Genomic DNA, 12,647 nt, shown 5'->3' on the forward strand with positions numbered 1-12,647 from the left:
ATACTGGCATCTCAGTGGCTGAGATGCAAATGTCGAGGTCAAGCCACGAAGAGCACGACGAGAAGCCGAGGAAGAGAGAACGCGATGAGCGGAACGCTGGCCGAGAAGGTCTGGGACGCGCACGTGGTGCGCAAGGGCACCGACGGTGCTCCGGACCTGCTCTACATCGACCTGCACCTGGTGCACGAGGTCACCAGCCCGCAGGCGTTCGAGGGACTCCGTCTCGCCGGGCGGACCGTCCGTCGCCCGGACCTGACGATCGCGACCGAGGACCACAACACCCCGACGCTCAACATCGACCGGCCGATCGCCGACCCCACCAGCCGCACGCAGATCCAGACGCTGCGCAACAACGCCGAGGAGTTCGGCATCCGGCTGCACTCCCTGGGCGACGCCGACCAGGGCATCGTGCACGTCGTCGGCCCGCAGCTGGGTCTGACGATGCCGGGTCTGACGGTGGTCTGCGGCGACTCCCACACGTCGACCCACGGCGCCTTCGGGGCGCTCGCCTTCGGTATCGGCACCTCCGAGGTCGAGCACGTCCTCGCCACCCAGACGCTGCCCCTGGCGCCGTTCAAGACCATGGCGATCAACGTCGACGGAGCGCTGCGCGAGGGCACGACCGCCAAGGACATCATCCTGGCCGTCATCGCCAAGATCGGCACCGGCGGCGGTCAGGGCTACGTCCTGGAGTACCGCGGCGAGGCGATCCGCTCGCTGTCGATGGAAGCACGCATGACCATCTGCAACATGTCCATCGAGGCCGGTGCCCGCGCGGGCATGATCGCCCCCGACGAGACCACCTTCGAGTACATCAAGGGTCGTCCGCACGCCCCCGAGGGTGCCGCCTGGGACGCGGCGGTGGAGCACTGGCGGTCGCTGCGTTCCGACGACGACGCCGTCTTCGACGCCGAGGTCACCCTGGACGCGGGCAGCCTCGAGCCCTTCGTCACCTGGGGCACCAACCCGGGGCAGGGCCTGCCGCTCTCGGCCACCGTCCCGGACCCCGTCGACATCGCCGACGAGGGCGAGCGCAAGGCCGCCGAGCGCGCCCTGGAGTACATGGCGCTGAACCCCGGCACGCCGTTGCGCGAGATCGCCGTCGACACCGTCTTCATCGGCTCGTGCACCAACGGTCGGATCGAGGACCTGCGCGCCGTCGCGGACATCGTCAAGGGACAGAAGAAGAACGACGACGTACGCGTCCTCGTCGTACCGGGCTCGGCCCGCGTGCGGCTGCAGGCCGAGGCCGAGGGGCTGGACCAGGTCTTCCTCGACTTCGGGGCCGAGTGGCGCAACGCCGGCTGCTCCATGTGCCTGGGCATGAACCCCGACCAGCTCAAGCCGGGCGAGCGGGCCGCCTCGACGTCGAACCGCAACTTCGAGGGGCGTCAGGGCAAGGGCGGACGCACGCACCTCGTCTCCCCGCTGGTCGCTGCCGCCACCGCCATCCGCGGCACGCTGTCCGCGCCGTCGGACCTGGCGAACTCGCCGGCCGCCGAGCCCGTCAACGCCTGAGGTAGGAGAGAACGACCATGGAGAAGTTCACCCAGCACACAGGCGTCGGCGTCCCGCTGCGCCGCAGCAACGTCGACACCGACCAAATCATCCCGGCTGTCTACCTCAAGCGCGTCACCCGCACCGGCTTCGAGGACGCGCTCTTCGCGGCCTGGCGCGGCGACCCCGACTTCGTCCTGAACCAGCCTGCCTACGCAAGCGGCTCGGTGCTCGTGGCCGGCCCCGACTTCGGCACCGGCTCCTCGCGCGAGCACGCCGTCTGGGCGCTGAAGGACTACGGCTTCCGGGTCGTCCTCGCACCGCGCTTCGCCGACATCTTCCGCGGCAACTCCGGCAAGCAGGGCCTGGTCGCCGGCATCATCAGCCAGGAGGACGCCGAGATGATCTGGAAGGTGCTCGAGAACGCCCCCGGCACCGAGATCACCGTGGACCTGGAGCACAAGACGGTCGTCTGCGGCGACGTCCACGCCACCTTCGAGATCGACGACTACACGCGCTGGCGCCTGCTGGAGGGGCTCGACGACATCGGCCTGACCCTGCAGAACGAGGCCGACATCACCACCTTCGAGGCGACCCGGGCCACCTGGCGCCCGCAGACCCTCCCGGCCAAGCACCTGCCGCCCGTGCACGTCATGGCGGCACGCCCGGTCGGCGGCGACGGCGAGGGGCTGCCCGCCCACGCCGACGCGCCGCTGGCCTGACCGCCGCCGTCGCGGTTCGGCGCTGGCCGGACGGCCGCCGTCGCCGTTCGGTGTAGGCCTGACGGCCGCCGTCGTCCGGTGCGGAACGGCGCGGCGCGGCAGTGGTGAGGCGTACGTTCTCGACGACGGCGGCCGCCACGGCATGCGTTCTCGACGACGGCCGGCACGGCATGCGTTCTCGACGACGGCGGCCGGTCGCCAGATGCCTTCTCGCCGGCGGCGTCCGGCCACCACGTGGTCCAGACGGCGCCGCGCGGCCGCGGCTCCTGTGGCCGAGTCGACATGCCCGCCCCTGCGCGGGTCGTCGGTGCGACACGTATCCTGGCCGAGACGCGGACCCGCCGGGTTCGCACGGACCAAGGCCCCATCAGCACCCGGGGCCGGTGAGGTGTGTATGAGCGGGCTCCTGACTGTCGAGGGCGGTGTGCCCCTGAACGGTGAGATCACCGTGCGCGGGGCGAAGAACTTCGTCTCCAAGGCGATGGTCGCCTCCCTCCTCGGTGAGGCAGCATCCGAGCTGGCGAACGTCCCGGTCATCCGGGACGTCGACGTCGTCGCCGACCTGCTGCGCCTGCACGGCGTCAACGTCGAGCACGACCGCGCGGCCGGTGTGCTCCGCCTCGACCCGAGCAACGTCGAGTCCGCACACGTGGCCGACATCGACGCCTACGCCGGCTCCTCCCGGATCCCGATCCTCTTCTGCGGGCCCCTGCTGCACCGGCTCGGCGAGGCCTTCATCCCCGACCTGGGCGGCTGCCGCATCGGCGACCGGCCGATCGACTACCACCTGGACATCCTGCGCCAGTTCGGCGCCGTCGTGGAGAAGAAGGTCCAGGGCATCCACATCCACGCCCCGAACGGGTTGCAGGGCACCAAGATCGAGCTGCCCTACCCCTCGGTCGGTGCCACGGAGCAGACGCTCCTGACGGCCGTGCGCGCACGGGGTCTGACCGAGCTGCGCAACGCCGCCACCGAGCCCGAGATCATGGACCTGATCGCCGTCCTGCAGAAGATGGGCGCGATCATCTCGGTCGATACCGACCGCACGATCCGCATCGAGGGCGTCGAGCACCTGGGCGGCTACCGCCACACCTCGCTGGCCGACCGCATCGAGGCAGGCTCGTGGGCCTCCGCCGCCCTGGCCACCCGCGGCAACGTCTTCGTCCGCGGCGCCACCCAGCCGGAGATGACCACGTTCCTCAACACCTTCCGCAAGGTCGGTGGCGCGTTCGACGTGCAGGACGACGGGATCCGCTTCTGGCACCCCGGCGGCGACCTGCACTCCATCGTGCTCGAGACCGACGTCCACCCCGGGTTCATGACGGACTGGCAGCAGCCGCTCGTCGTCGCGCTGACCCAGGCCAAGGGGCTGTCGATCGTGCACGAGACCGTCTACGAGAACCGGTTCGGCTTCACCGACGCGCTGCGCGGCATGGGGGCCACCATCCAGATCTACCGCGAGTGCCTCGGCGGGCTGCAGTGCCGCTTCGGCCAGCGTAACTTCAACCACTCGGCGGTCATCTCCGGCCCGACGCCGCTGCAGGCGGCAGACATCGAGGTGCCGGACCTGCGGGGCGGCTTCTCGCACCTGATCGCGGCGCTCGCGGCCGACGGCACCTCCCGCGTGCGCGGGATCGACATCATCAACCGCGGGTACGAGTCGTTCATGGACAAGCTCGAGGCGCTCGGCGCCAGGGTCACTCTGGCGCAGTAGCCCGACGCCGGAGCCGGCTCGCACAGACCCCGACCGTGAACGCGTCGGCCCCGGCTCACCGCGGCGACCGTGCACGTCGTCGGGGCGGGCAGCACACTGGTGGCGTGAACACCGCCGAGCTGCTCATCGAGGCCTACTCGCGCGTCCCCGACGAGGCAGCCCGCATCCTCGACGGTCTGGACGAGGCTGCCCTGACCTTCCGGCCCGACCCCGGGGCGAACACGATCGCGTGGCTGGTGTGGCACCTCGCCCGGGGGCAGGACGCCCAGATCGCCGACGTCGCGGGCACGGACCAGGCCTGGACGGCGGAGGGCTGGTCGCAGCGCCTGGACCTGCCGTTCGACACCTCGGCGACCGGCTACGGGCAGTCCAGCTCCGAGGTCGCCGCCGTGCGGGCGAGCGCCGCAGAGCTCACCGGCTACCTCGAGGCGGTCCACCGTCGCACCGTGGAGTTCCTCGCCACCCTCGCCGAGGAGGACCTCGACCGAGTGGTCGACGACTCCTGGGACGAGCCCGTGACGCTCGGGGTCCGCCTCGTCAGCATCGTCGGCGACGACCTGCAGCACCTCGGGCAGGCCGCCTACGTGCGTGGCATCGTCGAACGGTCCTGACCCGCCGGGCCACCGGGTACCCAGGAGTCTCACCGGCGGCATGACATCTGTCATGCCCCGCCCGTGCGGACGTCAGCGCCACCGGTGACACCACGCACCGGCCCGGCCACGGATCCCGGGGGACCGTAGAGGCATGAACAACTCAGTGATCACAGTCGACGGAGTCCGCCGCACCTACGGCACCGCCGCGCACAGCTTCGAGGCCGTGCGCGGCGTCGACCTGCACGTGCGCCGCGGGGAGCTCTTCGCCCTGCTCGGCACCAACGGCGCCGGGAAGACCTCGCTGCTGGAGGTGATGGAGGGGATCGCCCCCGCCACGCACGGCGAGGTCGCCGTCTTCGGGCGCAACCCCTACCGCGAGCGCCGCGCCGTCCGTCCCCGGGTCGGCATCATGCTGCAGGAGGCGGGGTTCCCCTCGGACCTCACGACGGCGGAGACCGCCCGCATGTGGCACGGCACCCTCGGTGCGCCGCGCACCGTGGCCGAGTCCCTCGAGCTCGTCGGTCTCGCCGGGCGCAGCGACGTCCACGTCTCCTCCCTCTCCGGCGGCGAGCGTCGGCGCCTCGACCTCGCCCTCGCCGTGATGGGCCGTCCCGAGATCCTCTTCCTCGACGAGCCGACCACCGGGCTCGACCCGCAGTCCCGCCGCGATGCGTGGACCCTGGTCCGCTCCCTGCTGGACGACGGCACCACCGTCGTGCTCACCACGCACTACCTCGAGGAGGCGCAGGAGCTGGCCGACCGGCTCGCGATCATGCACGGCGGACGCGTCGTGCGGACCGGCACCGTCGACGAGATCGTCGCGACCGAGCCGGCCCGCATCCGCTTCCGCACGGCCGACGCCACCCTTGCCGACGTCGACCTCCTCTCGGCGCTGCCGGCGCTTGCCGACTGGCCGCGCTCCGACGCCACCGGCGTCGAGCTGGAGACCACCGACCTCCAGGTCACCCTGACCGCACTGCTCCGGCGCGCCGAGGACACCGGCGCCGCACTCATCAACCTGGACGCGAGCCCGGCATCGCTCGAGCGGGCGTTCCTCGCCGTCGCCGAGCGTGACGTCGAGGCCGCAACCGAGCCGGTTGCTGCGTGAGCTCCGCGCCCCCTCGCCCCACCACCACGGAAGGTTCCGTCATGACGACCACCGCTTCGCCCACGCGCACGGACACCGTGCGGGCGCCCGCCGGGCGCCGACTCCTCTCGCTCGTCCGCGCCGAGATGCTCCTGCTCTTCCGCAACAAGACCGCACTGTTCAACGCCGTCGCGCTGGCGCCGCTCACCGTGGCGTTCGTCGCCTGGGCGAGCGGCGACCTGCTGACCGGCGGGGACGCTGCCGCCGGCGCCCTCGCCGGCACCCTCCTGGCGATGCTGACGGCGCTCGCGCTAGCCGTCGTCGTCTACTACAACCTCACCACCACGTTCGTGGCCCGCCGCGAGGAGCTGGTCCTCAAGCGGCTGCTGACCGGCGACGTCTCCAAGGGGGAGATCGTGCTCGCCTACGCCACCCCGGCGGTGCTCATCACCGGCGCGCAGATCGTCCTCGGGCTGGTGGCCATGGCGGTGCTGCTCGACCCGCCGGAGGTGCAGAACCCGGTCTGGCTCCTGGTGGCCCTCGCCGGCGGTGCCGTGGTGTTCGCCCTGCTCGCCGCGGCGAGCTCGGGCCTGACCCGCACGGTGGAGACCGCCCAGCTCACCACGCTGCCGATCCTCATGGTGGCCACCGCGCTGTCCGGGATCGTCGTCCCGCTGCACAGCTTCCCCGACGTGTTCCAGACGGTCGCCTCGTGGACGCCGATGTACCCGGTGGTCGCCCTCGTCCAGCACGGGCTCGGGGCGGTGCGCCTGGACGGCACCGCGGCCTCCGGCGCCCTGGCCGATGTCGCGCAGCCGCTGGCCTGCCTCGCGCTGTGGGCGGTGCTGGGGCTGCTGGCCGCGCGCCGCTGGATGCGCTGGGAGCCACGACGCTGAGGCGGGAGACCGCCCGCCCCGCCTCGCCCGACCTGGGAGGATGGACGACCGTGACCTCCACGACGACGAACCGGCGCCGCACCGACCCGGAGCGGTTCGACCTCTACACCCGGTGGTCGCTCTACCTGCTCCTGGCCGGCGCGCCGTTCATCGGCCTCGCGGTCGTCGCCGAGGTGGGCGCGGACGCGCCGACGGCGTCGGCGGCCTGGGGACTGTGCGTCCTCGGCCAGGCCGTCGTCGCCATCGTGGTCTGCGCGAAGGCGATCACACGGTTCCTGGGCGGTGCACGGGTGTCACCGCAGTGGCTCGTGGTGCTCGCAGCGGTCACGGCCGCGGCCGCGGTGATCGCTCTCGTCGGCCTGCCCACCGCCGAGGGTCTGGCGGGCCGGACCGGAGGGCTCGCACTCCCGCTCGGGGTGGCCATGCTCGCGCTCGCCCCGCTCCTGAGCAGCGCCGTCATGGCAGCCGGGGCGGCGGCCGTCGCGCTCGTGGCCACCGCCGTCGGCGCCGTGGTGCCGGCGGACGCGCAGAACAGCACGGTCGCCACCTTCGTCTCCGTCGCGCTGATCGTCGGCGGGATGGCCGCCAGCTTCCGCGTCTCCGTCTGGATGCTCGGCGTGGTGTGGGAGCAGGAGCGCACCCGCACGGTCCACGCCCGCCTCGCCGTCGCCGAGGAGCGGCTGCGGTTCTCGCGCGACCTGCACGACGTCGTCGGTCGCACCTTCTCGGCGATCGCGGTGAAGAGCGAGCTGGCGGCCGAGCTCGCCCGCCGCGGTCAGGACGGCGCCGTCGAGCAGATGCTCGAGGTCCGTGAGCTCGCCCAGGACTCGCTGCGCGAGGTGCGCGGCGTCGTCGCCGGCTACCGCGCCACGGACCTCGGTGCCGAGCTCGACGGCGCCCGGTCGGTACTGCGCTCGGCGGGGGTCGCCACCCGGGTGCTGGGGGAGGGGACCCTGCTCCCCGAGCAGGTCCAGGAGGCGCTCGGCTGGGTGGTGCGCGAGGCCGTGACCAACGTGGTGCGCCACTCGCACGCGAGCAGCTGCACCATCGACCTCGACGTCGTGCCGGGGGCCGGGGACGACGACCTCGCCCGACTGCGGATCACCAACGACGGCGTGGAGCGAGCGCCGGGCGGATCGGTCGGGTCGGGGCTCGTGGGCCTCGCCGAGCGGCTGGCGGCACTCGGGGGCGAGCTGACCGCGACGCCCGACGGCGCCACCTTCACCCTGACCGCGACGGTGCCCCTGGCCGGTGCTGTGCGTGGCTCCGACACGGGCACGCGGTCCGGCCCTGGCACGATGGGTGCACCATGATCCGCATCCTCCTGGCCGACGACGAGACCCTCATCCGGGACGCCCTCGCCGGCCTGCTGTCGCTGGAGGACGACCTGGAGGTGGTCGCCACGGCTGCGTCGGGCACCGAGGCGGTCGCGGCCGGGCGCAAGCACACCCCTGACGTCGCCGTCCTCGACCTGCAGATGCCGGGGCTGGACGGCATCGCGGCGGCGCAGCAGCTCTCCGGGGAGGTACCGGGCTGTCGTTCGGTGATCGTCACCAGCCACGGCCGACCCGGCTACCTCAAGAAGGCGCTCGCCGCGGGGGTCGCCGGGTTCCTGCCCAAGACCGTCTCCGCCCGGGTGCTGGCCGACGTCGTGCGACAGGTCCACGCCGGCGGGCGCTATGTCGACCCCGAGCTGGCGGCCGAGGCGATCGGGGCGGGGGAGTCGCCGCTGACACCACGCGAGGCCGACGTCCTCGAGCTCGCCGCCGGCGGCGCCTCGGTGGAGGAGATCGCCGGCCGCGCCCACCTCAGCCCCGGCACCGTGCGCAACTACCTCTCCGCGGCGGCGGCGAAGCTCGGCGCCGCCAACCGGCACGAGGCCGTGCACGTCGCCCGGCGGCACGGCTGGATCTGACAGCACGCGGGCCGACGGCGTCCCGCCCGTTCGTCCTGCGGCGGCGTCCCGCCCGTGGTGTCGTGTCGTGGCCGCCCTGCCGGTGCGTCCCGTCGGCGGCGTGCGCCGGACGGGCGCCGGCACGCGCACCGCTCGCCGCGGCACGCCGCTGGGTCCGGGGACCACTAGCATCGCCAAGGTGCAGGAACGCAAGCAGTCCGCCGTCTACCGGGTACTGGCCGGGTTGCTCCGTCCCACGATGCGCCTGACGACGCGGCGCAGCTGGCGGGGCGCGGAGCACCTGCCCGCGACCGGCGGCTTCGTGGCGGTGGCCAACCACGTCTCGAACTTCGACCCCCTCACGCTGGCGCACTTCCTCTACGAGCACGGCGCCGCACCGAAGTTCCTCGCCAAGTCCTCGTTGTTCGAGGTGCCGGTCCTCGGCCGGCTGCTGAGCGCGGCGGACCAGATCCCCGTCTACCGAGGCACCGACCGCGCCGGCGACTCGCTGCTCGCCGCCAGGACGGCCCTGGCGTCGGGAGAGTGCGTGGCGATCTTCCCCGAGGGCACGCACACCCGCGACCCCGGCATGTGGCCCATGGTCGCGAAGACCGGCGTGGCCCGCCTTGCGCTGGCAACCCGCGTCCCCGTGATCCCCGTCGCGCAGTGGGGCGCCCACCTCGTGCTGCCGCGCTTCCAGGCGGCCTTCCACCCTTTCCCGCCGAAGCCGGTCACCGTGGTGGCCGGGCCGCCGGTCGACCTCGACGACCTCTACGACCGTCCCGTCGACCAGGAGGTCCTCACCGAGGCCACCGCCCGGATCATGCGCGCGATCACCGACCAGCTCGCCGACATCCGTGGTGAGGAGCCGCCGGCGCGGCCGTACGACGTCCGGCGCGACGGCGACCCGCGTGCGGCCTACGACGCCGCCCGCGCCGAGCGAGGCGCCGCCCGCCGGGCACGCAGAGCGACGCGGGGCGGCCGGCTGGCCGGTGTCCACGCCGTGGTGAGGAGCTCCCGGGCCAGGATCGCCGGCGCTGCGGGCCGGGCCGGTCGCGCACGGCGCGGGCCGGGGGCGGGCCGGTGACCACCTCTGACGACGCGCGGCCGTTGCGCGCCGCGGTGCTCGGCACCGGCGCGTGGGGCACCACCTTCGCGGCAGTCATGGCCGATGCCGGCTGCTCGGTTCGCCTGTGGGGCCGCAGCCCCGAGGTGGTCGCCGAGATCAGTTCCGGCGGCCGCAACTCGCGGAACCTCCCCGGCGTCGAGCTGCCCGCGGCCGTCACGGCGAGCACCGACCTCCACGCGACCGCCTCGGACGTCGACGTGCTCGTCGTCGCCCTGCCCTCGCAGTCCGTGCGCGAGGTCCTCGCGCCCCTGGCCGGCACGCTGCCCGACCGCACGGTGGTCGTCTCGCTCATGAAGGGCGTCGAGCTCGGGACCCACCAGCGGATGAGCGAGGTGCTCGCCCAGGTGCTGCGGATCGGGTCCGACCGGGTCGCCGTCGTCTCGGGCCCGAACCTCGCGAAGGAGATCGCCGCCCATCAGCCGGCGGGTGCGGTCGTCGCGGCGGAGCGGCACGAGGTCGCAGAGCTCGTGGCCAGGTCGTGCGCCGCACCGTACTTCCGGCCCTACACGCACACCGACGTGGTGGGGGTCGAGCTCGGCGGGGCGCTGAAGAACGTCATCGCCCTCGTCGTCGGCATGGCGCAGGGCAGGGGGTACGGGGACAACACCAAGGCGCTGATCATCACCCGCGGGCTGGCCGAGACGGCGCGTCTCGGAGCGGCGCTCGGCGCCCAGCCGGAGACGTTCGCCGGGCTGGCCGGCATGGGCGACCTGGTGGCCACGTGCGCCTCGCCGCTCTCTCGCAACCACACCCTCGGCGCCCACGTCGGCGCGGGGATGTCGCTCGAGGACGCGCTGACCGCTACCGGGGGGACCGCGGAGGGCGTGAAGTCGTGCCGCTCGGTCCTCGAGCTCGCCCGGGCGCACGGCGTCGACATGCCCATGACCCAGGCCGTCGTGGCGGTGCTGCACGAGGGCTGGCCGGTCGCCGAGATGACGGCGATGCTGCTCGCCAGGCCGCTCAAGCACGAGCGCGGCTGACCGAGCCCCGGGACGCGTGGGTGCCAGGTCCGCACCCGGCGCCGAGGTCCGCTGCTGGACTCGCGGACCGCCGGACGCGGCTGCGGACTCCACGGGGATGCCCGTCTCGGCGCCATCTGTTGTCCGTGGGCCCGACCCGGGCAAGACTGGCGACCCCGGCACGTTGAGGACGACGTGCAGAGAGCGACGACAGGAGCACATCATGTCCGAGCACGACACGTACAAGGTCACCGAGATCGTCGGCACGTCGCCCGATGGCGTCGACGCGGCCATCCGCAGCGGGATCGAGCGCGCGAGCAAGACGCTGCGAAACCTCGACTGGTTCGAGGTCGTCTCCGTCCGCGGACACCTCGAGGAGGGCAAGGTCGCGCACTACCAGGTGTCGCTGAAGGTGGGCTTCAAGCTGAACTGATACCGGCCGAAGGCGGGCGGCAGGCGGCCACAGGGCAGGTCGCCGCCCGTCGTCGGACGCCGTCAGCGGTGGGGCAGCCGGCACCGGTGCGACAGTTGGCGGGTGCCGGCTCGGTCAGCCGGCACCGGTGCGACAGCTGGCTGGTGCCGGCTCCCGGTCAGCCGGCGGTGTCAGCTCTCGCCCAGCTGGAGGTCGACGACGAGGCGGCTCGGGTCGGTGAGCGTGAACACCCGGAACGGCACCTGCTCGTCGAGACCGATGAAGGCCTGGTTCTGGCCCTCGAAGATGCCGGTCACGAAGACCTCGTCGACCAGGTCGGTCTGCTCGGTGTCGAACGAGCCCTGGGCGAGGAGGTCCGTCTCGGCCTCCTCGGGGTAGCGCACGCCCGTGGCGATGACCTGCAGGATCGCGTCGCCGTCGAGGTCCACCTCCTGCCCGCGTCCCTCCTCGATGGCGGCGTCGACGTACTCCACGCGCCAGCCGGGGGTCTCGGACCCCTGGAAGTCGAAGACGACCCGCTCGTAGCCCTCGTGCGCTCCCACGCGGACACCGGTGGGCAGCAGGTCTCCGCCCGAGCCCGGCCAGTCCGGGTCGTTCTGCGGCTCGGTGCTGTAGGTGACGTCCTCTGCCGGCTCGTTGGTCTCCTCGGCCGGGGCCGCGACGGGGCCGTCGTCGTCATCGGTGGGGGACGTCGTCGTGGGCTCGTCCGTCGGCGCCTCCGTCACGGGTGCGGACGTCCCCTCGGTGGGTCCGGCGGGCGGGTCGTCCGTCGTGTTCGCGCAGGCGGCGAGCAACGCCAGGCCCGCGACGGCCGTGGCGACCTGTACCGATCTCCTCATGGCTCCTCCTCGGTCCTGGGGCGTACCGCCCTCGCTGCTCACGCTAGCGGTCGAAACCGGACGGGCCGCGCACGCCGGGCCGTCGATGCCGATCCGTGACCTCAGCCCGTCGCCTCGGGGTCGGTGACCACGAGGACCAGGACACCGGGGTGGTCCACGACCGCCCAGAGCACAGCACCTTCCTCGAGGCCCACGTACAGCCCGGTGCCCATCTCGGGCTCCGGGGCGCCGATGCTCACCCCGGCGATGCGAGAGCCGGCGGGCGGCTCGACGACCGTGCCCGGCTCCAACCCGCCCCCGAGCGGCTCGTGGGCACCGGTGAGGAACACCAGGCCCGTGTCGACGCCGCCCGGCAGCACCACGTCGGGCGGGAAGTCGGTGGCGCCGGCGACGGAGAGGTTCAGCCCGGACAGGCCTGTGCCGCCCTCGTAGGTCACGACGACGCGCGACTGGTCGGGCCCCTCCTCGTAGATCTCGACGCCCGTCACCGCGTAGGTGGGCTCGCCGTCATGGGCGATCTCGACGAACCCGTCGACGTCCCGCGTCGACAGCCCGCCGATCCAGGGCTCACCGTCGACCGCGCCGTCGTTCTGCGGCGGTGGCTCGGCCCGCGGCTCCCACGGGTAGTCGGCGGGCAGCGGTGACCCGGCGGACGGTGGCTCGCTGGTGTCGTCGGTCGGTTCCTCGGTGGGCGCGGCGCTCGTGGGCGGCGGGTCCTGGGTGGGGCCGGCGGTGGTGGTGGGTGCCGACGGCTCGTCGGGCTCCTCCGGCCCGACGGCGGAGCAGGCGGTCAGCAGGAGCGCTGCGGCCGCCGCGGCGGCCATGGCTGTGCCGGTTCGTTGCACGGTTCCCCCTCGGTACGGGCCGACGGACGTCGCCGTCCC

At 73.1% G+C, this 12,647-nt stretch carries 13 protein-coding genes; 11 read left to right on the forward strand and 2 right to left on the reverse strand.

The window, feature by feature from the left end; all coding sequences use genetic code 11:
* Window positions 1-84 precede the first annotated feature (84 nt).
* From leuC to GD748_RS13605, 11 genes are all read left to right on the forward strand, one after another.
* On the forward strand, window positions 85-1,518 hold the full coding sequence (gene leuC / locus GD748_RS13555) for a 3-isopropylmalate dehydratase large subunit (protein ID WP_152195765.1): 1,434 nt from the start codon (window positions 85-87) through the stop codon (window positions 1,516-1,518).
* A 17-nt stretch (window positions 1,519-1,535) separates the two neighbouring features.
* On the forward strand, window positions 1,536-2,219 hold the full coding sequence (leuD, locus tag GD748_RS13560; RefSeq protein WP_152195766.1) for a 3-isopropylmalate dehydratase small subunit: 684 nt from the start codon (window positions 1,536-1,538) through the stop codon (window positions 2,217-2,219).
* A gap of 394 nt (window positions 2,220-2,613) precedes the next feature.
* Entirely contained in the window at window positions 2,614-3,933 is a 1,320-nt protein-coding gene (gene murA / locus GD748_RS13565; protein WP_152195767.1) for a UDP-N-acetylglucosamine 1-carboxyvinyltransferase, read from the forward strand.
* A gap of 104 nt (window positions 3,934-4,037) precedes the next feature.
* Entirely contained in the window at window positions 4,038-4,544 is a 507-nt protein-coding gene (locus tag GD748_RS13570) for a mycothiol transferase (protein ID WP_152195768.1), read from the forward strand.
* Window positions 4,545-4,677: 133 nt separating this feature from the next.
* Window positions 4,678-5,634 (forward strand): ABC transporter ATP-binding protein, encoded by a 957-nt coding sequence (locus GD748_RS13575; RefSeq protein WP_152195769.1) that lies wholly within the window; start codon window positions 4,678-4,680, stop codon window positions 5,632-5,634.
* Window positions 5,635-5,675: 41 nt separating this feature from the next.
* Window positions 5,676-6,509, forward strand: a complete 834-nt coding sequence (locus GD748_RS13580; RefSeq protein ID WP_152195770.1) for an ABC transporter permease — start codon at window positions 5,676-5,678, stop codon at window positions 6,507-6,509.
* Window positions 6,510-6,559: 50 nt separating this feature from the next.
* On the forward strand, window positions 6,560-7,822 hold the full coding sequence (locus GD748_RS13585; protein WP_226921369.1) for a sensor histidine kinase: 1,263 nt from the start codon (window positions 6,560-6,562) through the stop codon (window positions 7,820-7,822).
* Window positions 7,819-8,424, forward strand: coding sequence for a response regulator transcription factor (locus GD748_RS13590; RefSeq protein ID WP_152195771.1), 606 nt, complete (start codon window positions 7,819-7,821; stop codon window positions 8,422-8,424). Before GD748_RS13585 ends, GD748_RS13590 begins: the two co-directional genes overlap by 4 nt.
* Window positions 8,425-8,602: 178 nt before the next feature.
* On the forward strand, window positions 8,603-9,490 hold the full coding sequence (locus GD748_RS13595; protein ID WP_226921371.1) for a lysophospholipid acyltransferase family protein: 888 nt from the start codon (window positions 8,603-8,605) through the stop codon (window positions 9,488-9,490).
* A complete protein-coding gene (locus GD748_RS13600) occupies window positions 9,487-10,512 on the forward strand; it encodes an NAD(P)H-dependent glycerol-3-phosphate dehydrogenase (RefSeq protein ID WP_264372483.1) in 1,026 nt (341 codons plus the stop codon). The genes GD748_RS13595 and GD748_RS13600 overlap by 4 nt, the downstream gene beginning before the upstream one ends.
* Before the next feature lie 202 nt (window positions 10,513-10,714).
* A complete protein-coding gene (locus GD748_RS13605; RefSeq protein WP_152195772.1) occupies window positions 10,715-10,924 on the forward strand; it encodes a dodecin in 210 nt (69 codons plus the stop codon).
* A 170-nt stretch (window positions 10,925-11,094) separates the two neighbouring features.
* Here GD748_RS13605 and GD748_RS13610 read toward each other — a convergent pair whose 3' ends face one another.
* Entirely contained in the window at window positions 11,095-11,763 is a 669-nt protein-coding gene (locus GD748_RS13610; protein ID WP_152195773.1) for an AMIN-like domain-containing (lipo)protein, read from the reverse strand.
* Window positions 11,764-11,864: 101 nt separating this feature from the next.
* Window positions 11,865-12,608, reverse strand: coding sequence for a hypothetical protein (locus GD748_RS13615; RefSeq protein ID WP_152195774.1), 744 nt, complete (start codon window positions 12,606-12,608; stop codon window positions 11,865-11,867).
* Window positions 12,609-12,647 lie beyond the last annotated feature (39 nt).

Origin of the sequence: Georgenia subflava, from assembly GCF_009193155.1 — a bacterium.
Classification (GTDB): Bacteria; Actinomycetota; Actinomycetes; order Actinomycetales; family Actinomycetaceae; genus Georgenia; species Georgenia subflava.

Coding starts and splice junctions, on each gene's coding strand:
- GD748_RS13605 (WP_152195772.1), top strand. CDS start 10,715: ATGTCCGAGCACGACACGTACAAGGTCACCGAGATCGTCGGCACGTCG.
- GD748_RS13610 (WP_152195773.1), bottom strand. CDS start 11,763: ATGAGGAGATCGGTACAGGTCGCCACGGCCGTCGCGGGCCTGGCGTTG.
- GD748_RS13590 (WP_152195771.1), top strand. CDS start 7,819: ATGATCCGCATCCTCCTGGCCGACGACGAGACCCTCATCCGGGACGCC.
- leuC (WP_152195765.1), top strand. CDS start 85: ATGAGCGGAACGCTGGCCGAGAAGGTCTGGGACGCGCACGTGGTGCGC.
- murA (WP_152195767.1), top strand. CDS start 2,614: ATGAGCGGGCTCCTGACTGTCGAGGGCGGTGTGCCCCTGAACGGTGAG.
- leuD (WP_152195766.1), top strand. CDS start 1,536: ATGGAGAAGTTCACCCAGCACACAGGCGTCGGCGTCCCGCTGCGCCGC.
- GD748_RS13575 (WP_152195769.1), top strand. CDS start 4,678: ATGAACAACTCAGTGATCACAGTCGACGGAGTCCGCCGCACCTACGGC.
- GD748_RS13580 (WP_152195770.1), top strand. CDS start 5,676: ATGACGACCACCGCTTCGCCCACGCGCACGGACACCGTGCGGGCGCCC.